The organism is Pontibacter populi (genome assembly GCF_040278685.1).
Taxonomy (GTDB): domain Bacteria; phylum Bacteroidota; class Bacteroidia; order Cytophagales; family Hymenobacteraceae; genus Pontibacter; species Pontibacter populi.
In genome coordinates this window covers 257,538-280,180 of record NZ_JBEOKT010000004.1, presented here as the reverse complement: position 1 = coordinate 280,180, position 22,643 = coordinate 257,538, and the positions used below count along the sequence as shown (strand labels likewise).

At 44.3% G+C, this 22,643-nt stretch carries 20 protein-coding genes; 16 read left to right on the top strand and 4 right to left on the bottom strand.

All coding sequences use genetic code 11. The features are described from left to right. Nucleotides 1–17: 17 nt before the first annotated feature. Complete coding sequence (locus ABS362_RS06255; RefSeq protein ID WP_350411525.1) at nt 18–593, bottom strand: DUF3109 family protein; 576 nt, start codon at nt 591–593, stop codon at nt 18–20. Between the two features lie 772 nt (nt 594–1,365). After that, nucleotides 1,366–2,997, bottom strand: coding sequence for an ankyrin repeat domain-containing protein (locus tag ABS362_RS06250; RefSeq protein WP_350411524.1), 1,632 nt, complete (start codon nt 2,995–2,997; stop codon nt 1,366–1,368). A gap of 292 nt (nt 2,998–3,289) precedes the next feature. Between ABS362_RS06250 and ABS362_RS06245 the strand changes: the two genes are divergently transcribed. The 9 genes from ABS362_RS06245 (at nt 3,290) to ABS362_RS06205 (ending at nt 13,370) form a co-directional block, all read left to right on the top strand. Next, the gene (locus ABS362_RS06245; protein WP_350411523.1) at nt 3,290–5,542 is read left to right on the top strand and encodes an ATP-dependent helicase; all 2,253 of its coding nucleotides are present in this window, start codon (nt 3,290–3,292) and stop codon (nt 5,540–5,542) included. A gap of 180 nt (nt 5,543–5,722) precedes the next feature. Continuing rightward, a complete protein-coding gene (locus ABS362_RS06240) occupies nt 5,723–6,409 on the top strand; it encodes a DUF4290 domain-containing protein (protein ID WP_350411522.1) in 687 nt (228 codons plus the stop codon). Between the two features lie 6 nt (nt 6,410–6,415). Continuing rightward, entirely contained in the window at nt 6,416–7,720 is a 1,305-nt protein-coding gene (gene murA / locus ABS362_RS06235; RefSeq protein WP_350411521.1) for a UDP-N-acetylglucosamine 1-carboxyvinyltransferase, read from the top strand. 220 nt (nt 7,721–7,940) lie between these two features. Next, nucleotides 7,941–8,672, top strand: a complete 732-nt coding sequence (locus ABS362_RS06230; RefSeq protein WP_350411520.1) for a hypothetical protein — start codon at nt 7,941–7,943, stop codon at nt 8,670–8,672. 68 nt (nt 8,673–8,740) lie between these two features. Continuing rightward, nucleotides 8,741–9,181, top strand: a complete 441-nt coding sequence (locus tag ABS362_RS06225) for a DUF1810 domain-containing protein (protein WP_350411519.1) — start codon at nt 8,741–8,743, stop codon at nt 9,179–9,181. Nucleotides 9,182–9,289: 108 nt separating this feature from the next. Beyond that, on the top strand, nt 9,290–10,015 hold the full coding sequence (locus ABS362_RS06220) for a hypothetical protein (RefSeq protein WP_350411518.1): 726 nt from the start codon (nt 9,290–9,292) through the stop codon (nt 10,013–10,015). A gap of 169 nt (nt 10,016–10,184) precedes the next feature. Continuing rightward, entirely contained in the window at nt 10,185–11,027 is an 843-nt protein-coding gene (locus tag ABS362_RS06215; protein ID WP_350411517.1) for a 1,4-dihydroxy-2-naphthoyl-CoA synthase, read from the top strand. A gap of 165 nt (nt 11,028–11,192) precedes the next feature. Beyond that, the gene (locus ABS362_RS06210) at nt 11,193–11,984 is read left to right on the top strand and encodes a DUF4349 domain-containing protein (RefSeq protein WP_350411516.1); all 792 of its coding nucleotides are present in this window, start codon (nt 11,193–11,195) and stop codon (nt 11,982–11,984) included. Between the two features lie 333 nt (nt 11,985–12,317). Next, a complete protein-coding gene (locus tag ABS362_RS06205) occupies nt 12,318–13,370 on the top strand; it encodes a hypothetical protein (RefSeq protein WP_350411515.1) in 1,053 nt (350 codons plus the stop codon). 123 nt (nt 13,371–13,493) lie between these two features. Here ABS362_RS06205 and ABS362_RS06200 read toward each other — a convergent pair whose 3' ends face one another. After that, nucleotides 13,494–14,693: a THUMP domain-containing class I SAM-dependent RNA methyltransferase gene (locus tag ABS362_RS06200; protein ID WP_350411514.1), complete on the bottom strand. Its 1,200-nt coding sequence runs from the start codon at nt 14,691–14,693 to the stop codon at nt 13,494–13,496. Between the two features lie 320 nt (nt 14,694–15,013). Between ABS362_RS06200 and murB the strand changes: the two genes are divergently transcribed. The 3 genes from murB (at nt 15,014) to ABS362_RS06185 (ending at nt 17,268) form a co-directional block, all read left to right on the top strand. Further along, nucleotides 15,014–16,030, top strand: a complete 1,017-nt coding sequence (gene murB / locus ABS362_RS06195; protein ID WP_350411513.1) for a UDP-N-acetylmuramate dehydrogenase — start codon at nt 15,014–15,016, stop codon at nt 16,028–16,030. A gap of 240 nt (nt 16,031–16,270) precedes the next feature. Next, the gene (locus ABS362_RS06190) at nt 16,271–16,702 is read left to right on the top strand and encodes a lipocalin family protein (protein WP_350411512.1); all 432 of its coding nucleotides are present in this window, start codon (nt 16,271–16,273) and stop codon (nt 16,700–16,702) included. Nucleotides 16,703–16,857: 155 nt separating this feature from the next. Beyond that, entirely contained in the window at nt 16,858–17,268 is a 411-nt protein-coding gene (locus tag ABS362_RS06185) for a hypothetical protein (protein ID WP_350411511.1), read from the top strand. A 64-nt stretch (nt 17,269–17,332) separates the two neighbouring features. On the opposite strand, the gene ABS362_RS06180 is transcribed toward ABS362_RS06185, so the two are convergent. Next, entirely contained in the window at nt 17,333–19,732 is a 2,400-nt protein-coding gene (locus ABS362_RS06180) for an endonuclease MutS2 (protein WP_350411509.1), read from the bottom strand. A gap of 188 nt (nt 19,733–19,920) precedes the next feature. Here ABS362_RS06180 and ABS362_RS06175 point away from each other — a divergent pair, with 188 nt between their 5' ends. The 4 genes from ABS362_RS06175 (at nt 19,921) to ABS362_RS06160 (ending at nt 22,634) form a co-directional block, all read left to right on the top strand. Beyond that, nucleotides 19,921–20,376, top strand: a complete 456-nt coding sequence (locus ABS362_RS06175) for a NanQ anomerase/TabA/YiaL family protein (protein WP_350411508.1) — start codon at nt 19,921–19,923, stop codon at nt 20,374–20,376. Between the two features lie 61 nt (nt 20,377–20,437). Further along, nucleotides 20,438–20,944 carry a hypothetical protein gene (locus tag ABS362_RS06170; RefSeq protein ID WP_350411507.1) on the top strand — a complete coding sequence of 169 codons (507 nt, stop codon included), beginning with the start codon at nt 20,438–20,440 and terminating at the stop codon, nt 20,942–20,944. A 94-nt stretch (nt 20,945–21,038) separates the two neighbouring features. Continuing rightward, the gene (locus ABS362_RS06165; protein WP_350411505.1) at nt 21,039–21,878 is read left to right on the top strand and encodes a sulfurtransferase; all 840 of its coding nucleotides are present in this window, start codon (nt 21,039–21,041) and stop codon (nt 21,876–21,878) included. A gap of 81 nt (nt 21,879–21,959) precedes the next feature. Continuing rightward, nucleotides 21,960–22,634, top strand: coding sequence for a hypothetical protein (locus tag ABS362_RS06160; protein ID WP_350411502.1), 675 nt, complete (start codon nt 21,960–21,962; stop codon nt 22,632–22,634). Nucleotides 22,635–22,643 lie beyond the last annotated feature (9 nt).

Below are 22,643 nucleotides of genomic sequence, written 5' to 3'. Positions count from 1 at the left end.
GTTTTATAGTTTAAAAGCTAAACCTTCTCAGGTTCTTCTTCCATTAACGTTGTCAGTTCGTTATACCAGCCTTCACCATACTTTCTAATAAGTGGCTCTTTTAGAAACTGGTAAACTCTTACACCCAAGTCCTGACCAAAATTACAAGCAGCTGCACAAATGCTCCAACGGTCATAGTTCAGGGCTTCGAAATCATCATACTTCGTAATTCTTATTGGGTATAAATGGCAGGAGATTGGTTTCTTCCAGCTGATCTTGCCATCATAATATGCCTGCTCAATGGCACATTTCAGGATTCCCTTTTCATCGTAAAGCGCATAGGCACACTCCCGGTTTTCTATAGTTGGGGTTGAGTAATCGCCTTCAAAATCCTTAATGTAAAGTCCCTGCTCCTCTACTGCCAGTTTGCCAGCGCCCGTCATGTACGGTTTTATGTGCTCGTAACTTTCTTCCAATATCGCCAGTTCGCTTTCTTCCAGCGGTGCGCCCAGGTCACCTTCTACGCAGCAGGCACCTTTGCATTTCTCGAGGTTACAAACAAAAAAGTTATCACGTATGTCGTCGCTGATGACGGTATTCTGAAGGACTATCATATTCTGCTAAAGCAATCGGAAGGGAACTTTGCTTCCTGTGTTTAAAGAGACAAAGGTAACCAGAAAATAGTTTAGAAGATGTTTAAGTTGCTAATGGTACTTTGCAAATCATTTGTCATCCCGAGCATTAGCCGAGAGATCTTAATTGTTCTAGAGTTGCTTTACCCCTTCCCAGCCTTCCCTTATTAACAGGTAAAGGAGTTTAGGTACCATTACTTTTTACTTTGTCATCTCGAACAGCGTGAGAGATCTGGTACAGTTTAACATCCCCCTTCGCCCCCTTCAAAGGGGGACTTTCGGCCGTTGCTATAGTTGACTTTATCGTTTCAAAGTTACAGCCTGTCGAGCGGACAGGTCGCGACCTGTCCCTACAAAATGAGATTGTAGAGACACAATACTTTGCGTTTTGTTTCGGGTAAATATGATCCCCAACTATAAGACACATAAGATTTCTCGGCTGACGCTCGAAATGACAAAAGAGAAACTATAAGACTGTACCTAAACTCCTCCCGCTGTTTTTAGGGGAAGGCTGGGAAGGGGTAAAACGCCAATTATAGAACTATAGCTTCAGCCTTTGCCATGCCTGTCCCTATCTGGTCAGTTGAGTCGGGAGACTCAACATCATCTTAAGTCACGAGTCTGGAGACTCGCGCCAGCGTTAGGAACTATAGACCTTTAAACTCAACTATAGGAAAGCCGGAAACTCCCAATCCTAAAAACAAAGAAGGTGACTACCTTTCGATAGTCACCTTCTTTGTTTTTAGGAATAGCCTTAATTCTGCTTAGCAGGAGAACCGGCAGCCATCAGGATGTTACTTACGTTTTCCTGTTTTGTATAGTCAATGGCAGTTTTACCAACCTGATCTTTCATTTTAGGATCTGCGCCGGCTTGTATCAGGGCCAGAATTATTTCGAAGTTAGAGTTCAGCTCACAGGCTAGTATCAGAGGCGTTTTGCCTTCGTTGTTCTGAAGGTTTGGGTTTGCACCGGAAGCAAGTAATTTTTCAAGCTCCATAATGCCGATATGCTGCCCGCTTGTTGATTGCAATGCAGCCGTGAGCGCTGTGTTACCTTGCTTGTCTTTTATGTTCAGATCGGCTTTGTATTTGAGCAATGTATCCAGCAACTGTACCTGCTCCTGCTCAAACAACTGCGAATTGCTTACGCGGGCACCCACTACGGTGTAATGTAATGCTGTTAGACCATCTTCGTCCTGGGCATTAATGTTGGCGCCTTTCTGCAGCAAACGGCCAACTATAACCGGACGAACTTCCGGCTCATATATTACACCAAAGTCCTCCAACAACATGGGCAAGTAAAGTGCGTGCATCAGTGGAGTACGGTTTTTCAGATTTGTGTCGTAATCGTCTGGTATGGCCGTGGTATTTACATTGGCATTGTTCTTCAGGGCGCGCTCCAGCATATCCGGGTTGCGGGTTATGGCTGCAATGGCAAGCTTCTGGTCGGGTGTCTGGTTCATGTAATGCAGCTGCTCGTAGGCACTTACACTACCTTTAGAAACAGCTTTGCGGTATAGTTTGCGGGCCTCATCCAGGTTGGGCTCGCCTAAAGTTCCTTCTTCGTACAGCAGACCCAGGGTATAAAGTGCTTCGCGGTCGCCGGCTTCCACGCCTTTTTTCAGCCAGAAAACAGCCTTATCTTTATCGGGCTTTACTCCTTCACCATCCAGGTATAGATTGGCCAGGTATGTATACGACACTACGTCGCCTTTATTGGCAGCGCGGTTCATATAGTTAAAAGCATAGCCCAGGTCCTTCATTTCGCCGTAGCCGGTAAAGTACATGCTACCCAGCATGCGGTTACTGAAGGCATCGCCCTCTACTGCCTTTTCGCGGATAACGACTGCTGCGGTGCGCATTTTCTCTAAAAAGTTCTGCTTGTCTTCCGCGTTACGAAGTATCATCAACTCAGCCAGACCTAAGTGGCCCAGCAGACTGTTTTCCTCTATTGCCCGCTCAAAGTAAAAACGGGCAGAATCAGTGTTGGCAGAAAAGAATTTAGTGCGGTTCTGTATCTCCTGTAAAGTATCTATCTGAACAGAATCATACTTTAACTCACGGTACTGGTGCATACGCCCCAGGAAATAAAGCGCATCGCTCTCCCCTTCTGCAACAGCTTGCTTAAACTTGGCGTGTGCCTGGTTAAACTGCAGCGATGTATAGTGCTTCATGGCTTCCTGCATAGCCGTCGTTTTCCAAATCAGTCTTTCAGGAGCTTTCTCGGCAGGTTTGGGCGCTACGGTAGCCGTATTGGTTTTAGCAGCTGGTTTCTGGGTGGCCGATTTCTTTACAGTTGCTTTGGTGGTTTTCGGTGACGATTTACTTTGTGCAAAACTCAATTGTGTGCTAACAATAAAGAGGGCAAGCAACAATAGTTTTTTCATGGCGGGTATGGTAGTGCGATATTTTTGATATATCATCCGTAAAATTTCTTCTTATTAAGAAGTTTATGATCAGGCAAAAGTAACTATAACAAGCCTGTAATTCAAACCGGAACTATAGCTGGTGTTACAGTTACAAATTCCGGGCCCTTTTATTTGGCCTGCTATAAAACGCTTTTCAGGTAAGTATTGTTCATAAGCTAACTATAGCTACCAATTTGCAATGGCGGTTCTGAATACGGATTTGTATTCGTAAATTGCATCACAATAAAAAGAAGCACGCGGAAGAGAACAAATGGATTATATCAGTTTATTGAACGAGTCGCAACGCAAGGCAGTACTTCACACCGAAGGACCAGCCATGATCATTGCGGGTGCCGGCTCAGGCAAAACAAGAGTACTTACTTACCGGATCGCCCATCTTATCAGTTTAGGCATTGATCCGTTTAATATACTGGCCCTTACCTTTACCAACAAGGCTGCCAAAGAAATGCGCCACCGTATTGAGAAAGTGATCGGCAACGAAGCCAAAAACATCTGGATGGGGACGTTTCACTCAGTTTTCTCACGTATTTTACGTGCTGAAGCAGATAAGATAGGCTACCCAAAAAGCTTTACCATTTACGATACCGACGACTCCAAAACACTCATTCGCAACATTGTGAAAGAGATGAACCTGGACGACAAACTATACAAGGCAAACGTGGTGCTGGGCCGTATCTCTTCAGCTAAAAACAAGCTGATATCGCATAAGCAGTACATGAGCGACCCGGTAATACAAGCCGACGACGAAGCTGCCATGCGCCCTAAAATCGGGAAGATATACGAGCAGTACCAGAACCGCTGCTTTAAGGCCGGCGCGATGGACTTTGACGACCTGTTGTTCCAGACCAACGTACTTTTCCGTGACCACCCGGATGCGCTTAACAAATACCAGAACATATTTAAGTTTGTAATGGTGGATGAGTACCAGGATACCAACTACTCGCAGTACCTGATAACGCGTAAGCTGGCTGCCCAAAACCGCAATATCGTAGTGGTAGGTGACGATGCGCAATCTATTTACGCCTTCCGTGGTGCTGATATCCAGAACATACTCAACTTTGAGCGCGACTACCCGGAACTGGAAGTGTTTAAGTTGGAGCAGAACTATAGATCAACCAAAAACATTGTTCACGCAGCCAACTCGGTTATCAAAAATAACACAGCACAGCTGCGAAAAGATGTTTTTACCGACAATGAACAAGGTCCACTGATTGAGGTAATAAAAGCGAACTCGGATAACGAAGAAGGGAAGCTGGTAGCGACGTCCATTTTCGAGGAGAAGATGAATAACCACCTCTCCTACGACGATTTTGCGATTCTTTACCGTACTAACGCGCAGTCCAGGGCCATGGAAGAAGCCCTGCGTCGCATGAACATCAAATATAAAATTGTTGGTGGCCTGTCATTCTATCAGCGTAAAGAGATTAAAGACCTGATCGCTTACCTGCGATTAACGGTTAACCATAACGATGAACAGGCATTGCGCCGTGTTATCAACTACCCGAAACGCGGTATTGGTGAAACTACGGAGTCAAAGCTTTTTGTAACAGCTGATGAAATAAACCACAGCGTTTGGGAAGTGGTGCAGAATGCATCAGAGTTTTTAGGTAACCGTGTAGGAACGGCCATTGAGAACTTCTCGATGATGATACGCGAGTTCGCGATAATGGCGGAGCAGAACGATGCCTTTGAAGTTGCCAAACATGTTGCCAAACGCTCAGGTATAGTAGATGACCTGTACCAGGATAAGACTGTAGAAGGCCTTGCCCGCTACGAAAACATACAGGAATTACTGAACGGTATCAAAGAATATGTAGATGATCCGGAGAAGGAAGACAAAAGCTTATCAGCTTTCTTACAGGACATTGCCCTTATTACTGACGCCGATACCAAAGCTGACCTCGATGGTGAGTTTGTAACGCTCATGACCATTCACTCGGCCAAGGGCCTGGAGTTTAAGAACGTATTTATAGTTGGCATGGAAGAAAACCTCTTCCCGAGCCAGATGATGCTGAACTCCCGTGCCGACCTGGAAGAAGAACGTCGCTTGTTTTACGTGGCCATTACCCGTGCTGAAAAGAAACTATACTTAACTTACGCAACCAGCCGCTACCAGTGGGGTAACCTGCGTGCCTGCGAAAAGAGCCGTTTCCTGGATGAGATCGATCCGAAGTACCTGAACTTTAAATATGGCGATACAGGCAATACAGCTTCTGGCAGCATGCTGGACCGTGTGCTGCAACGCAAGAGCAGTATCAGTAGTTTAGTGCAGGCACCGGCGCGTAAACAGGCCGCCACAGCCTACACCGCTCCTGCCGATTTTAAGCCAAGCGACACAAGCAACCTTGCAGCCGGTATGAAGGTAGAACACCCTAAATTCGGTTTTGGCGTAGTAACCCTTGTAGACACCCAGGGAAACAGCGTAAAAGCAACTATAAACTTCGATGAAGTAGGCGAAAAAACCCTGCTCCTGAGCTTCGCCAAGCTACGCATACATGAGTAGTAATTAGAATTTATGAATTAAAAATTGGAAATTGGGGCAAGCCCGGTAAGTATAAAGGGTATTGATTAAACTATAGCTTTTATAACTTCTAGCTTAAAATTCGTAATTCATAGTTGCACTGCGTGTAATATTTATCATTTCTAGTTTCTAATTCATAATTTTGAATTTATATAAAATCTAATGGAAGCAAGTACCTCCTTTAAACAAGACCTGTTGTTGCGCGAATATGGCCGTAACGTTCAGGACCTTGTGAATCATATACTGACGATACAAGACAGAGCTGAACGCACCCGCCTTTCGCAGTTGCTTATAAACCTGATGGCCAAACTGAACCCGCAGCTGCGCGATACCCAGGATTACCAGCAGAAGCTCTGGAACCACTTATTTGTAATGTCTGGCTCGCAGCTGGATGTGGATGCGCCTTACCCGCTTAGCGCGATGGAGTACCTGAACGACAAGCCGCAGCGCATGCATTACCCCCTCGAAACGCCTAAGTTCAAACACTATGGCCAGAACGTGGAACTGCTTATTCAGCGTGCTACCGAACTGGAAGATGAAAAAGAGCGCGAAGCCGCTATTGTCTCTATCGGTAAACTGATGAAAACGCTGTACCGCTCTTATAACAAAGAAAGCATTACCGACGATGTGATCCTGAGCGATATCCGCCAGTTATCGAAAGGTAAACTGAACATGGATCTTGCCCTGATAGAGAGCAATAACCTGTTTGAATCTAATGTTGGTGGCGGCGGTCGTCAGGATAACCAGCAACGCAGTCAGCAAAGCCGCGACAACCGTGGTGGCGATAACCGAGGCGGAGACCGTAACCGCAACAAGAATACCCGATCTTCCAATCAAAGAAATAAATAAGAGTACATGGCTTCATTTGAAGTAATAGGTGGTAATAAGTTAAAAGGTGAAATAATACCTCAGGGAGCTAAAAACGAAGCATTACAGATACTTTGTGCTGTATTGCTGACTTCCGAACCGGTTACCATTTCCAATATCCCCGACATCCGGGATGTAAATAAGCTTATAGAGTTGCTGCAAGGTTTAGGTGTACATGTAGAGCGTAACGCGCCTGATACCTATACTTTCCGGGCAGACAATGTAGACCTGGATTACCTGGATACAGAAGCTTTTGTAGCGCAGGGCCGCGCCATTCGAGGTTCGGTTATGATCGTGGGTCCGATGCTGGCGCGCTTCGGGAAATCTAAATTACCAAAGCCGGGTGGCGATAAAATTGGTCGCCGCCGACTGGATACGCACTTTGTAGGTTTCGAGAAACTGGGCGCTAAGTTTGAATACAATGCATCGGATGACTTCTATAGTGTAACTGCTGATCAGTTGAAAGGCACTTATATGCTATTAGATGAAGCATCGGTAACCGGCACGGCTAACATTTTGATGGCAGCAGTATTGGCGGAAGGCACTACTACCATTTACAATGCTGCCTGCGAGCCTTATGTGCAACAGCTTTGCCGCATGCTTAACCGGATGGGCGCCAAAATAAGTGGCATAGGCTCTAACATGCTTATAATTGAAGGCGTGGAGAAACTGGGTGGCACCGAACACCGCATGCTGCCTGACATGATCGAGATTGGTTCGTTTATTGGTCTTGCCGCCATGACGGGCTCTGAAATAACGATAAAAGACTGCCAGATACCAGAACTTGGTTTGATACCTGATACCTTTCAGCGCTTGGGCATCAAAATGGAATTCCGTGGCGATGATATTCATATCCCGGCACAGGATCATTATGAGATCGATACTTATATAGATGGCAGCATCCTGAACATATCGGACCATACGTGGCCGGGCTTAACTCCTGACCTGCTGAGTGTGGCACTGGTTGTGGCTACACAAGCAAAAGGTACAGCGCTTATACATCAGAAAATGTTTGAAAGCCGCCTGTTTTTCGTGGATAAACTGATAGACATGGGTGCCCAGATCATTCTTTGCGATCCGCACCGCGCTACCGTTATCGGCCACAACAATCACATTCCGTTACGCGGTATCCGTATGACTTCCCCGGATATTCGTGCTGGTGTGGCGCTGTTAATTGCAGCACTTTCAGCTGAAGGTACTAGCATCATCGATAACGTAGAGCAGATAGACCGCGGTTACCAGAACATTGATGGTCGTTTGAATGCCATTGGCGCACAGATCAGAAGGATATAACAACTATAAAATATAGTTTAAGACTTGGAGAGCACTCAGAAATGGGTGCTCTTTTTGTTTGTGGTGGGTTAATAGTTTGTAGTTCTTATATTAGCTAAAACATATACGTTGATGAACTCAACTATAGAATACATTAAAACAGGACTTGTTAGTTACGTGTATAGTGCAGATAAGCGTATGTTGTTTATACTATAGTTAGCGGTAATTTAAATAATGAAAGATGATTTGGGAAGAACTGAAAGTTTACCGACCTCTAAAGAAAGAAGAACTCAAAGAATCCTATAAAAGGTTTACTAACATTATAGCAGAGAATCTCTCACACTTTGGTTTTAAGCTTGTAGGTCGTAGACTTATCAAAAGGTCGGATGACCTGTTTCACGTTATTCATCTTGATACAAGGGGAAATTGGACAGGATTAGGTGACTCTTTTAAAACCGAGATAGCCATAACTTCCATTTATGACACAGAAGTTTTTGTAAAGAATTACGAATTGACTGGTTCAAGAAGTATTGAAAGCCTAATCCCTAACCTTAAAAACTACTACAGAATTACTGAAGAGTACCCATTACTCGCGGACTTTATTACTAGAAAGATAATTGATTACGTTCTTCCATATTTTGATAAGTATAGGTCCTCAAGACAAATACTCGCTGATAGGACAAATTTTAAAATTGACAACATAACCCAAGCGACCGAGAGAAATAGAAACTTAATTATGCTTTGTGAGTTGGGCAACAATCAAGACGTTCAAGCCACCAATATTATTAGGAGCAAAATTGATTTAATACAGAAATTAAATCATGGCAGTGATGAACTAAAAGAATTAATTGAACTAATCCATATTCTAGAAGCCAAAGATTGGGAAGGAATTCGAGAAGTATTAAACAGCTACAAAGCGGAAGTATTTAAAAAGCTTAGAATTAAAGAAAACCAAACAGGTAACACTGTATAAACAATATGCTTCGGCCGGTGGCCTAGCACGTTGTTTATACTAACCGTTAGAAGTAATGAAATATTACTATGCCCGACAACTATAACCTGAACCGATTTCTAGAAGCCCAGGAAAGCACCTACCATACTGCTTTATCTGAGATCAGAAATGGAAGAAAGCGAAGCCATTGGATGTGGTTTATTTTCCCGCAGGTGGCTGGCCTTGGGTTTAGCGAAACGTCAAGGTTTTATGCCATTAAAAGTAAAGCCGAAGCAATTGCCTACTTAAACCACCCTGTTTTAGGGAAGCGCTTAACTGAGATAACAGAAGCATTACTAACTTTAGAAGGCAAATCTGCAAACCAGATATTCGGAAGCCCCGACGATGTAAAGCTAAAATCCAGCATGACGCTTTTTAATGCTTTAAGCAGCGATAATCCCCTGTTTAAGCAGGTGCTAGCGAAATACTTTAAAGGCGAAAAAGACGCTAAAACCTTGCAGTTACTAAATAGTAAGGCGCAACAACTATAGTATACATTTCTTCCCTAATCTAATCTGTGCCACTAACATTTATTTCTTAAATCTATATTCAGAAAATACTATACTAGCTGTATCTTTGGTGTACTAAAAAACAAACTGATGGCAGTATTAGAAGTTATAAAACACACCAAAGCAGCCTTTAAAATTATGAAAGACCCACAGACAGGTTGGAAACATAAGCTTAAAGAAGTACTTATTGAGATCGGGATTATTGTTTTCGCTATCACGTTGTCGTTGTGGCTGCACAACTGGAGCGAGCAGAACCATATAAAACAAGAAGAAAAAGAATTCTTAACTGGCCTGAAGGTAGACCTGGAAAAGGACCTGACTGAGTTAAATGGTGATATTGAAACCTATAGAAATGTAGAAAAGGGATTCAATTACTTTTATAAAGTCGCTTACGGCCTGCCTTTGCAGCAAGACAGTTTAAAGCTCTACAAGTGGGTTTTGTATAACACCACCCATTTTAATTCGAACAATAGCAGGTACGAAGGACTAAAAGCTTCTGGTAAGTTGGGGATTATTGAAAACAAAGAATTGCTGAATAACATTCTGGAGCTCTACCAGGAAGACATTCTATGGCTGAACCTTCTTAACGCAGACTTGAACAACTATAAGAGGGAAAAGCTTGAACCAGCCATAAATACCTTTTTAATACAGGATAAGGATAATAACGGAAACTGGGAACAAGTACTTCGTGAGCCACAAATACAAAATAACCTGAGGCATTTTGCAAGGCTCAATGAAATTATGGCCAAGTATGACAGTTTGATTACCAAATACAATAAAACCATTTCGCTTATAGCTGAAGAAATTGAAGAATAGTGTTTTATAGTTTTACTGGTATGTTAAAGCCTTTTAACAAGTAAATGCAGCAAAAAGTAAAGCACCTATAAGCCTGCAACAGCAACTCTCCAAACACTTACAAAGACGCTGGCAAAACCATTTGAGCTAAACTATAGAATACCTTACCTTTGGGGCAAATAATTGAGATATGAGCAAAGCAAATTGGAAAACCGTTAAGGAATACGAAGATATAACTTATAAAAAAGCAGACGGCGTTGCCCGCATTGCTTTTAACAGACCAAATGTGCGAAATGCGTTCCGCCCTAAAACCGTGTTCGAGCTTTTCGACGCGTTCCTGGATGCCCGTGAAGATACAAGTATAGGTGTGGTATTGCTTTCTGCGGAAGGCCCGTCTACTAAAGATGGCGTTTACTCTTTCTGCAGCGGCGGCGACCAGAATGCGCGTGGTTTCCAGGGGTATGTAGATGAAGGCGGTATTCCGCGTCTTAACATTCTGGAGGTTCAGCGCCTGATCCGCTTTATGCCGAAAGTGGTAATAGCTGTAGTTCCGGGCTGGGCAGTTGGTGGGGGCCATAGTTTGCACGTTGTCTGCGACCTGACGCTGGCCAGCAAAGAGCACGCGATCTTTAAACAAACCGATGCCGATGTTACCAGTTTCGATGGTGGTTATGGTTCTGCTTACCTGGCTAAAATGGTAGGTCAGAAACGTGCCCGCGAGATCTTCTTCTTAGGCCGCAACTATTCTGCCCAGGAAGCTTACGATATGGGAATGGTGAACGCCGTTATCCCTCACGAAGAACTGGAAGACACGGCTTACGACTGGGCACAGGAAATACTGGCGAAGTCACCGACCTCCATCAAAATGCTGAAGTTTGCTTTTAACGCTACCGACGATGGCATGGTAGGTCAGCAGGTTTTCGCCGGCGAAGCAACCCGCTTGGCCTACATGACCGAAGAAGCCAAAGAAGGCAGAAACGCATTTTTGGAGAAGCGTAAGCCAAACTTCAAGAATATTCCGTGGATTTCGTAACCCACCTCTGCCCCTCTGAGGAGGGGATTTTCTGAAATTACAAAAGCCTGTCACTTAATTGTAACAGGCTTTTGCTTTTGGCTATACTTGCTCTAATTCAAATCTTTATAACGGGTTACCTAACTATACTTTAGAGCATAAACATGAAACTAACCCCTACCCGTTATGCGCCCTTACTTATACATTTTTGTAGCCCTCATGCTTCTCGGCAGTATGAGTTGTGATTCCCGAATGGGTACTGAAGAAGCAGGTTCTTCGATGGCCAGCTTAGAATTACCTCCTCCTGCCAACCTCCCGAATCAAAAAATAAAGAAGGAAGCAACTATACGGTTCCAGGTAAAAGACCTGGCCAAAAGCAGCACCAAAATTGAAACATTCGCGGCTACATATGGCGCCACCATAACCAATAACCAGACTTATAGCCAGAAAGAACTGATTGAAACTAACTATACTATAAAAGTCGCTCCTGAAAAACTAAACCCCTTGCTTGCAGCTATACAAGGCGAAAGTATTTTCCTGGATAATAAAAGCGTTTCGGCGGAGGATGTAACGTTACAGTATGTAGATGTGGAAGCCCGCATAAAGGCCAAACAGGCTGTACGACAGAAGTACCTGGAACTGCTTACCAAAACCAGTAAAGTATCAGAAATTCTGGCGATTGAAGCTGAGTTACAGAAAGTGCAGGAAGAACTGGAATCGGTTCAGGCACAAATGAAGGCGTTGCAACAGCAAGTAAACTATAGTACCATTAACTTAACTATGTACCAGTTGGTGCCGGCATCCTACTCCGACAGAACCAGTTTCTCTACCCGGGTTTCATCCGCATTAAGTGGTGGCTGGCATCTGTTTAAAGACCTTCTGATCGGACTGGTCTATATCTGGCCTATACTTTTAGTTGCTGTGGCAGCTACAGTTGGTCTGCGTTGGTATAAAAGCAGGAAAAGAAGTATAATTTAGCTAAACGAGGCTTTTAAACAAAAACCCGGTTAAAGTAAATAATCATACTATAACCGGGTTTTTACTTTAAGCCATTCTACTCCTTCCCTCCGCGGAGAACATCATTATAAAAAAGCAGTGTAAGTAGACAGCGGTTACCAGAAGATCTATAGTTGATTAAATGCCACGGCTGCACAGTTTAGCAAGATTTAAAAGCTTAAACTATAGTTTGTTTAGAGAGCGCTTTAAGCCAGGCACTCTTTTCTGTATATAGGTAAACGCTACTCGTATTCTATCCTTTGTACTCAAAATTAAATCATATATTTATAGCTATATTTAGTCTATAACACCTTTATGAGAAACAACTTACTACTTCTTGCCCTGCTTACCCTTTTCACCACAACTGCCTTTGGCCAGATACAATCTGCGCAGGGCAAGCTGATACTTACAAATGGACAGGAACTGAACGGCGCCATCACACATTTTTATGATCAACCTACCGAAATTATACTGCTGACACCTGACAATACCAAACGCACCTTGCCACCCGCCGAAGTTGCCGAAATACAGCTTACTGATAGCAGGCGTTTCCTGTTGCGGGACCTGAATTCGGAGCGGCTTGTATTTCAGTTACTGATCGGGTCTGAAAAGATGAACCTGCTGAAGCGCGAGACGCCCTCTCCGTTGTTTTACATCGCAAAAGACGAACAGCTACACAAACTTGAAAACAACGAAGAGAGCCTGCTGGTAAACGGAAAAAGGTATAAAAAGGAAGATAACCGTTATATAGGCATCATTAATGTACTTATGCATGACAGGCTTGACCTGAGTGAGAAAATACATAAAACAAAGCTAAGGGAGCAGGACCTTACTGCCTTGGTATTGGCATATACCAGCGGAAATGTAACCTACCATTACCAGCCTGATGCGAAACTAGAGCGAAAACCGTATTGGGTTGCCTATGCCCAGTACAGCAACCACTACAGGAAAGAAATAACAACCAGGCTTTCCTATGGTTACCAGGCTGGGGCACAGTATTACTTTTCATCTGCCGGTCGTAACTCGCTGCGTTTTGGACTGGGCTATAGCAACTTTACTTTTGAAGAGGCCAACAGCAAATCTTACATGTTAACTATAGGTTACCAGTATGATTTTGTGAAGACAAGTAAAATGAATGCTTACCTGATGGCAACGTTCCTTGGGTTTGGATACTCCAAATATCATAACCTGGAAAGAAACGAAACACAAGAGGCTTCCGGGGCAGCTATCCGGATAGCACCGGGCATAGGCTTCGAATACAGAAGCACCGAAAAACTATCGATGTACGCTGAGGTAAACGAGCTTTTGGTAATCGATAGTTTGCCAAAAAACTATAGCCTGGGCATTAAATATGCATTTCGGAGGTAACTGGCAGGTTTCCACAGTACCTAAGCCGACTAATAAGCCACACGTATAGTTATTACTATATACAAAACAAAAGAGCGCCCAGCTAAAGGCGCTCTTTTGTTTTGTATATAGTAAAGCTTACTTTTAACCATTCTGCTCTTCTCCCCTTTTGCTGCCACCGTATAGTTCATACTTCAGCAGGCGGCAATCTATGGCTCCGTTGTAAAGTGGTGTGCGGCGCGAGGCGCGCAGGCCTATACTTTTGGCCGCATCCAGGTTACCGGTGAATACGAAGGCATCAAAGCCCTGATAATTGTTCTTCAGCGTGTCGCCGATGTTCTTGTAAAGTAAGTTAATGTCGTCAGACAGGATACGCTCGTTATAAGGCGGGTTCATCACTAAAACACCTTGTTCGGTTGGCGCATTGGTTTTAAAGAAATCTGCTTCTTCTACTTTTATCACATGTTCCAGACCGGCGTTGGCAATGTTGGTGCGGGCAGCTTCCACGTAATCCGGGTCAATGTCATAGCCAATGATCTCGGCCTGTGGTTCTTTCTTCTCTTTGGCTTCGGCGGTGCGCCATACCATTTCAAAAAGCTCCTTGTTATAGTCTTTCCAGTTCTCGAAACCGAATGGGTCGCGGCGAAAAAGACCCGGTGCAATGTTCTGCGCCATCATGGCCGCTTCAATCAGGAACGTGCCCGAACCAGCCATCGGGTCTATAAACGTAGACTTTTTATCCCAACCCGAAAGCGATATGATACCGGCAGCCAGTACCTCATTAAGTGGCGCCACGTTGGTCTGCAAACGGTAGCCGCGGCGGTGCAGCGAATCTCCTGACGAATCCAGGGAAAGCGTTACCATGTTTTCGTGCATGTGCAGGTTCAGGCGTACATCCGGGCGAATACGATCTACAGAAGGGCGTTCGCCGGTCTTTTTACGGAACTGGTCAACTATAGCATCTTTGGTAAGCTGGGCAACAAACAGCGAGTGCTCAAACGTAGAATGACTCACCACCGCATCAATCGCAAAAGTCTGATCGAGGTCAAAAATTTCAGACCAGTTCGTTTTCTGTACCTGCTCGTACAGGTCGTCTTCGTTGCGGGCCTTAAAATTACGGATCGGCTTAAGAATACGGATAGCAGTACGGCACCATAGATTCGCTTCGTATAGTTGGCGCAGGTTACCCGAACAGGATACTACACGGTTCCCAACCTTAATATACTCCATGTCGAGGGCACGCAGTTCTTCAGCCAATACTTCCTCAAGGCCTGCAAGCGTCGTTACACTTATATTAAAGTTATCGGTCGGTTTCTGCTTCTGCTTCGGTTTATGTTTATGCATGATCTATAGTTGTAAGAATACAAAGGTACACATTGAAGTTAGAAAGTTTGGAAGTTTAGAAGTTAGAAAGGGATTAAGAGTTAAAAACAGTCCTGATTAAGAAGAACACTAAGCAGTAACCCACTTTGTGCATTAATTTTATAGTTGCTTTTATAGTTCGGGCAGTTACCAAATGTTCCATAGCGGAAACTCAAGATAATGCGTCTCTACATTCTCTAAAATTTCCATACAATGGTGTAACAGATAACTTACGACTTTCTAACTTCCAAACTTCCAAACTTTCTAACTGCATTCCCTATCTTTGCTGTAAATACGTGCCTATGAAACTGCAGTCTGATTTTCCGCTTAAGCCTTATAATACCTTTGGGATTGAAGCAAATGCCAAGCTTTTTGCCCGCTTCGATAGTGTGCAGGAGCTTCAGGAGTTATTGAAAATGCCGGAGTTGAAGCAGGAACAGAAGCTAATTCTGGGCGGTGGCAGCAACCTGCTTTTCACGAAGGATTATGAAGGTGTGGTGTTGCAGAACGGCATAAAAGGCATTGAGATCATCCGTGAAGATGAGCACTATACCTATGTAAAAGCCGGCGGCGGCGAGGTATGGCATGAGTTTGTTTTGTATACCCTGGAGCATAACCTGGGCGGCGTTGAGAATCTTTCGCTGATTCCGGGCACAGTGGGTGCGGCGCCTTTGCAGAACATTGGAGCTTATGGTGTAGAGCTGAAAGATGTGTTTTATGAACTGGAAGCAGTGCATCTGGAAACCGGCCAGACCCAGGTTTTCACCAACGAAGATTGCCGGTTTGGTTACCGCGAAAGTGTATTCAAGAACGAGCTGAAAGGCCAGTTTATAGTTACATCGGTTACGTTCAGGCTGCACAAAACCCACCGGTTAAATACCAGCTACGGCGCCATCAAAACCACCCTGGACGAGATGAACATCACGCAGCCAACTATACAGGATGTTAGCGCTGCCGTGTGCCATATTCGCCAGAGCAAACTACCGGACCCGAAACAGATCGGCAACGCTGGCAGCTTTTTCAAAAACCCTGAGATCCCGATCATCCTGTATGATATCCTGAAAGAGCAATACCCCGAAATGCCCGCTTACCCCGTGTCGGAGCTGGCCGTGAAAGTGCCTGCTGGCTGGCTGATAGAGCAATGCGGCTGGAAAGGCAAAGTGATCGACAACTATGGCGTGCACAAAAACCAGGCGCTGGTGCTGGTAAACTATGGCGGCGCATCCGGCGAAAAAGTGCGTCAGCTGGCTTTCGACATCATTAAGTCCGTTGAGGAAAAGTTTGGGATAAGCCTGCACCCGGAAGTGAATATCATGTAGGTTGCCGCTACAACTATAGGCTTATTTAAATACGATTTCTGCAGTTCATAAACCTGTAATTTTATAGTTGGTTAAGGTTCTGTGTACATCAGGCAGCTGCTTCAAACATTTGCTTGCTTCATGCGTACTCTGCTCTGATACAGGTACTAATTCCATCCCATCTTAAGTAGTATAAGTATATACTATAGTTGGTTTAAATGGAATTACTATTCTTAGTTGTACAATCTAAAACTACGAATCATGAAAAAACTTCAATTCCTCACTTACCTATTTGCCGTGCTCTTCACAGTTACCATGGTTAGCTGCGACGACGATGATGACGACAATGACGTTGATCCGGGCAAGGAAGCTATGCTAACAGCAGGCGTTTGGACCGGTGATAAGATCTATTACCAGGGAGCAGATTTCACAGAGCAACTTTCCGGCTTTTTGGATATAAAGTCGGCAACCGTTGATTTTAATGCAGATGGTACCTACACTGGCAACCTGGATGGCGATTCAGAATCAGGTACCTGGGAGTTTACAAACAATGAGACCCAGATCATAATGGATGCCGACACAGACGATGAGATCATTGTTGATATAAACAGGCTGACAGCCACAGAACTATGGGTTGAAGGCGATTACATGGGTACCGGCGAAGAAACGATCGAATTAAGGTTTAAGAAATAATCTATATTACTACATCAGAAAGGCTCTCTTCGGGGAGCCTTTTTTTGTTTATATGCATAATTAAGAGCTTTTACACATCAAAATACAAACATCTTAAGTAAAAGCATTACCAGCCTTTCAATTCTTAAAATCTGTTATACCTAAACTTAAAAGCTATGCATAAATTTCAACTACGCTATTTTTTAATCGCGCTGCTTTTTCCATTATTCCTGGTTAGCTGCGACGACGACGATGATGATGTTAACCCGAATGTTAGTATGCTGACAGCCGGTGTCTGGGCAGGCAATGCCATTTATTTTAATGATGAAGACGTAACCGATGAAATATTAGAGGATGAGGGCTTTGACTGGACGCTATACACCAGTGAATTTAAAAGAGACGGCACTTACAATGAAAAGTATGATGGTGATGTTGTGGCTGAAGGAAAATGGGAATACCAGAATAATGATCGGGTAATCGTATTTGATGAAACTGGAGGTGATGAATATACTGTCGTTATTTCTAAACTAGATAATGATGAACTCTTTTATGTTTATGGAGGTGTAGAATACCGGTTCGTGAGGTAACTATAGTTAGCTCTAAACAAAAAAGGCTCCTGATGCAGGAGCCTTTTTTGTTGTTTATAGTTTGTTATTTCAGAACGGCTAAGGTTGCACCATCGCCGCCCCGTTCTTCGGCTTCGCTACCCAGGCTGGCTACTTCCGGCACCGAGTAGAGGTAGTCGCGCACCACTTGTCTGAGTCTGCCATTGCCACGGCCGTGTATGATCTTTATTTCAGGTATGCCCAGCATAATGGCTTCGTCGGTAAAGTTCATCACTTTGGTCAGGGCCTCTTCGGCGTACTCCCCGCGTATGTCTATGGTGTTTCCGAAATCGGCCATGCGTTGCGTAATGTTCATGCCGCGGGTATAGCCTTCTTCAGCTTTGGCTGCTGCTTTTTTCTGCTTGGCCACCTGTGCTTCCACACGCTCCAGATTATCGACTTTAACTATAGTTTTAAGGCCTCCAAACATTACTTCTGCCGTTTTGCCTTTTATGCTTACGATCTTACCTACCGAATCCTGGCCGATAAGCCCCACGTTATCGCCTTCTTTCAGAGGGCCGCTCGCAGTAATCCGTTTATGTGCCGGGCGCGGCTCTTCTTTTCGCACCTGCTCGTTGGCAAACGTTTCGAGGACGCGGCGTGCTTCTTTGGTCTTTTCCTTTTCGGCCTGGCTCTGCTTTATCTGCTGTATAGTTGCTTCTATTTTCTGGTTAGCATCTTTCAGCAACAGCTTGGCTTTGCCTTTGGCTTCACGCATTACGTCCTGCTTACTTTCTTCTATGAAGTTTTTCAGGTCGTTGTATTCCTTTACATTGCGTTTAAGCTTCTGCTCCAGTTTGGTAGCTTCGGCCAGTTTCTTTTCCAGTTCCTGCTTTTCGGTTTCCAGTTCTTCCAGCAAGCGGTCGTAGCGTATCTTGTCTTTACCTACCAGGCTGCTGGCCTTATCAACTATAGCTTTCGGCAACCCAATTTTACGGGCAATCTCGATGGCAAACGACGAACCCGGCTTGCCAATCTCCAGCTGATAAAGCGGCTGCAGGTTTTTATGGTCGTAGCGCATGGCACCGTTCACAATGCCCGGGTTTTTCTCGGCAAAGTTCTTCAGGTTGGTATAGTGCGTGGTTATTACACCGTAAACCTTGCTGTTGTTGAGCGTTTGCAACACAGCCTCAGCAATAGCGCCACCCAGCACCGGTTCGGTACCTGTCCCAAATTCATCTATCAGCACCAAGCTTTTACTGTCGGCTACCGTCACAAATTTCTTCATGTTGGTCAGGTGCGAACTATAGGTACTCAGGTCATTCTCAATCGACTGCTCATCCCCTATGTCGATAAAAATATCGTGGAAGATACCCGCTTCAGAGCCATCTGCCACCGGAATAAGCATACCAGTTTGCAGCATGTATTGCACCAGGCCAACCGTTTTTAAACTCACCGATTTACCACCGGCGTTTGGCCCAGAGATCAATAGTATGCGCTGGTCGCGTGTCAGTTCCAGGTCCATGGGTATAGTTGGTTTACCCATTTGCTTATGCGACAAGTATAAAAGCGGGTGTATGGCCTGCTTCCAGGCGATGTGCGGATGCTTGTTTAATTTAGGCATCGAGGCCTCTACCCTACGCGCAAATGCTGCCTTGGCTCTTATAAAGTCCAGCAAACCTAAATATTGATATGCTTTGCGCAGCTCCGGAATGTGGTGACGCAATGTATTGGTAAGACCAGTTAAAATACGGATCAGCTCACGGTGATACGCATTCTCCAGGTCTTTAATATCGTTGTTAAGTTCGAAGATAGATTCCGGCTCAATGTAAACCGTTTGCCCTGTGTTCGACTCATCATGTATCAGACCTTTTATGCGACGCTTGTGCTCGGCAATTACCGGAATTACCAGACGGCCTCCGCGTATAGTTGGCTCCACATCACCGGGTGTCCAGCCTTCGTTTTTAGCGTGCCTGATGATCGAGCTTATAGTTTTGCGAAGTATGGCCTGCTGCGCGATGAGGTCGCGTTTGTAACGCTGTAGTTCAGGAGAAGCATCGTCGCGTACGGCGCCGGCATCATCTACCACTTTATCTAAGGCCGCTATCAATGAGCGCTCTACGGTTACATCGGCTCCCAGGGCTTTCAGAGCTTCAAACTTTCCTTCTTCGGTACCGGAAATAAAGCGCTGCGAATCGCGGATGGTACGCAACGACATTTTGATTTCGAAGAACTGGATCACGTCCAGGAAAGTCCCTTCTATTGCAGCCCGGTCAAGGTAAGAAGTTACATCAAAGTAATGACTCAGCGGAATCTCGGCATCAGACTCCAGCAGTTCTTTAAATTCGTTGGTTTGTTGTAAAAGTCGCTGCACCAGGTCGTGGCGGTTCAGAAACTGCATGCGGTTTACGAACTGGCGACCCAATGCACTCAGGCAAAGCTCCGATAGCATTTCGCGCACCTGCGAAAACCCGATCTTTATTTCAAAATTTTCTGGATAGATCAATTGTTATCTCTTAATTTAAGGCAAATTTAGCATTTTATAACAAGTATGAACGGGTGTTTCGTTCGATGTTGTTGCACTTTCTGACAAAGGTTTTTTTGACTATCTGACAACGGACACAAGGCAAAGGAGTTTATACTTACCTGATCACTTTCTAACTTCTAAACTTTTTAACTTTCTAACTATAAATCATGGTTCTCGATAAACTTGCCAACGCCGACCGCTACGTTTGTATGCACCCGTTTTTTGCACAGGCTTTTAAATTTTTACAGGAAACCGACCTGGTAACTATAGCCACCGGCGTGCACGAAATTGAAGGCCGTAAACTGTTTGCTATTGTTTCGGAAGCAGCTGGCGTAACCAAAGACAACTATAAACTGGAAGTGCACCGCAAGTATATCGACATTCAGTATATCATTTCCGGAACCGACCACATGGGCTGGAAAGACCTGGCCCTTTGCTACGAACCCAACGACCCTTATAACGAAGAACGCGAAGCTGCCTTTTTCCCGGATAAAACGGATAATTGGTTTGATGTACCAGCTGGCTCTTTCACTATTTTTTACCCGGATGATGCGCACGCCGCTATGGTTACTGGTGAAAGTATGGTGAGGAAAGTGGTGCTGAAGATTGCGGTGGAAGGATAGTTATAGTTTGTAGATAAACGCATGTTTGACTTTGCAATATAGTTACCCGTAAGCTGAAGACATGAATTTTCATCCACCAATAGAAGAAAGAGGATCTGACGAGCTTATTGAAATAGCAAACTTCCCAGATAAGTGGCAGGTTGAAGCCGTAATTCAAGCCAAATTGGAGTTGGAAAGAAGAGGTATATCATCTCTTGAACAGGAGAAAAAGGTTGAGAAACTGAATAGGGATTATCAAGCAGAGTTGAAATGTGAGATGAAGAAAAGAGCTCTTGTAAAGTATAATCCGATTGAAATGTTTTTTATGTTTCTACGACTCCCTGCAACTATATTATTTGGTTGGAATCTTAAACGTGATGGTTATAAAAGAATGCATGAACAGAGGATATGGATTATATTTTTAGGTTTATTATTTTATGTTAGTAGCATAATGTACGTCATTATTAATACCCATTTAACTGAAAAGGAAAGGCTAAAACTGATACAAGAACAAGATATTTCGGAATGGGAAAAAAGTTATTATGGAGACGGTGACGATAGTACACAAACCGAGAAAACCAATAGGTAATAAAAGCATATAAACTTGTCTCAGCTAAAACCATAGCAAATCAATTACTCACAATACCTTCTCAGAAATTCCACTCACTTCTTAACTATAGCCTATGCTTCCAATCATTAAACCTGAGGAATTGATAAACCTTTATCAGCACAAAAACCTGGTACTGATTGATGCCCGAACAGGCCCTAAAGCGAAGGAAAACTATAGTTCAGAACATCTGGCCGGTGCACTCTTTGTAGACCTGGAAACAGACTTATCCCAAAAGTCGGCTGATCCTGCTGATGGCGGCAGACACCCTCTACCCGACATTGCCACATTTGCGGAACTATTGGGTAACCTTGGGATAATTCCGGAAAGCCATGTGGTAGTGTATGATGACAAAAATGGAGCTAACGCTGCAGCACGTTTCTGGTGGATGCTGCGCGCAATCGGTCATAAAAAAGTGCAGGTGCTGGATGGAGGTTATGCAGCCGCATTGGCTGCCGGAGTACCTGTAAATTCTGGCTCGGAGGTAACTGTAAAACAACCACCCTACCCGCATACTACCTGGCAATTGCCGACCGCAACTATAGCCGACGTAGCAGAGGCGGCTCAAAACCCGGATGCATTGGTAATTGATGTGCGCGAAGCTGCCCGTTACCGTGGCGAAACTGAACCTATTGATTTAGTGGCAGGCCATATCCTTGGTGCAGTCAATTTTCCTTTTGCAGGCAACTTAACTCGAGAAGGCTTTTATCTCTCCCCTACAGCCCTGAAAACAAAGTATAAACAAGCTCTTGGCAATCGTAAACCTGAAAATGTGATTGTACATTGCGGATCTGGCGTTACTGCCTGCCTTACTATACTTGCCTTTGAACAAGCTGGCCTGAGAATACCGAAACTGTACGTGGGTTCTTGGAGCGAATGGTCCAGAAGTGGCCGGCCTATAAGTACCGAAATATAAGGTTGCTCAAAAAAAATATCTATTGTAAAATCTTAATTTGCAGACCGTCAAAACAGACTTAACTATAACACCACCCTTTTTATGAAACAGATTTTTTACGCAATCATCATCAGTACACTTTTATCTGGTTGCGCAGGTTTAGGCAAAATTTCAAAAACGGTAAACCAAAGTACAGAAACTATAGCTGCAACCCCACAACAGCACGACTGGCTAACTATAAACCTACCTGACTCAGCGGCAACCCACAATACATTCACAAAAGGACAGAATTACTTTGTACCGGCTCTTGTATACTGGGGCTGGAACTCCACTCTGAACTGCGAGATCGCTCCTTATACTTCTGCACTTTTGGTACGGAACGCGATTTACAAAGCAGCTGATGAACTACAATTGAAGCAGCACCTCGGTGATAAGAAAGTAGTGATAAACCTGCAGCAGGCACCCGGAAAATTTGTTTATGAGAACAAAGGCGATGTGGTATATCTGCTTTTTGTAACCGTTTCTGACATCAAAGAAAGTATCACACCTGTTCCTGTTGATTTGCAGGCCACATACGAACTACACTCACCAGTGGACCAGACCTTTAAAGCTACTACCACTATCCCGAACCAAGAACAAAAGATAACCAACAGCTGGAGCTCAAAAAAGGGCTTTACCAGGGCCCACCTGAACAGCCTGAACCTGGAAGCGCAGCGAATGGGAACTGAACTTGTAAAGCAAATTATTGCCCGCCACGGCAGCACTGTAAGTCAGTAGATAGGATGT

Coding starts and splice junctions, on each gene's coding strand:
- ABS362_RS06255 (WP_350411525.1), bottom strand. CDS start 593: ATGATAGTCCTTCAGAATACCGTCATCAGCGACGACATACGTGATAAC.
- ABS362_RS06250 (WP_350411524.1), bottom strand. CDS start 2,997: ATGAAAAAACTATTGTTGCTTGCCCTCTTTATTGTTAGCACACAATTG.
- ABS362_RS06245 (WP_350411523.1), top strand. CDS start 3,290: ATGGATTATATCAGTTTATTGAACGAGTCGCAACGCAAGGCAGTACTT.
- ABS362_RS06240 (WP_350411522.1), top strand. CDS start 5,723: ATGGAAGCAAGTACCTCCTTTAAACAAGACCTGTTGTTGCGCGAATAT.
- murA (WP_350411521.1), top strand. CDS start 6,416: ATGGCTTCATTTGAAGTAATAGGTGGTAATAAGTTAAAAGGTGAAATA.
- ABS362_RS06230 (WP_350411520.1), top strand. CDS start 7,941: ATGATTTGGGAAGAACTGAAAGTTTACCGACCTCTAAAGAAAGAAGAA.
- ABS362_RS06225 (WP_350411519.1), top strand. CDS start 8,741: ATGCCCGACAACTATAACCTGAACCGATTTCTAGAAGCCCAGGAAAGC.
- ABS362_RS06220 (WP_350411518.1), top strand. CDS start 9,290: ATGGCAGTATTAGAAGTTATAAAACACACCAAAGCAGCCTTTAAAATT.
- ABS362_RS06215 (WP_350411517.1), top strand. CDS start 10,185: ATGAGCAAAGCAAATTGGAAAACCGTTAAGGAATACGAAGATATAACT.
- ABS362_RS06210 (WP_350411516.1), top strand. CDS start 11,193: ATGCGCCCTTACTTATACATTTTTGTAGCCCTCATGCTTCTCGGCAGT.
- ABS362_RS06205 (WP_350411515.1), top strand. CDS start 12,318: ATGAGAAACAACTTACTACTTCTTGCCCTGCTTACCCTTTTCACCACA.
- ABS362_RS06200 (WP_350411514.1), bottom strand. CDS start 14,693: ATGCATAAACATAAACCGAAGCAGAAGCAGAAACCGACCGATAACTTT.
- murB (WP_350411513.1), top strand. CDS start 15,014: ATGAAACTGCAGTCTGATTTTCCGCTTAAGCCTTATAATACCTTTGGG.
- ABS362_RS06190 (WP_350411512.1), top strand. CDS start 16,271: ATGAAAAAACTTCAATTCCTCACTTACCTATTTGCCGTGCTCTTCACA.
- ABS362_RS06185 (WP_350411511.1), top strand. CDS start 16,858: ATGCATAAATTTCAACTACGCTATTTTTTAATCGCGCTGCTTTTTCCA.
- ABS362_RS06175 (WP_350411508.1), top strand. CDS start 19,921: ATGGTTCTCGATAAACTTGCCAACGCCGACCGCTACGTTTGTATGCAC.
- ABS362_RS06170 (WP_350411507.1), top strand. CDS start 20,438: ATGAATTTTCATCCACCAATAGAAGAAAGAGGATCTGACGAGCTTATT.
- ABS362_RS06165 (WP_350411505.1), top strand. CDS start 21,039: ATGCTTCCAATCATTAAACCTGAGGAATTGATAAACCTTTATCAGCAC.
- ABS362_RS06160 (WP_350411502.1), top strand. CDS start 21,960: ATGAAACAGATTTTTTACGCAATCATCATCAGTACACTTTTATCTGGT.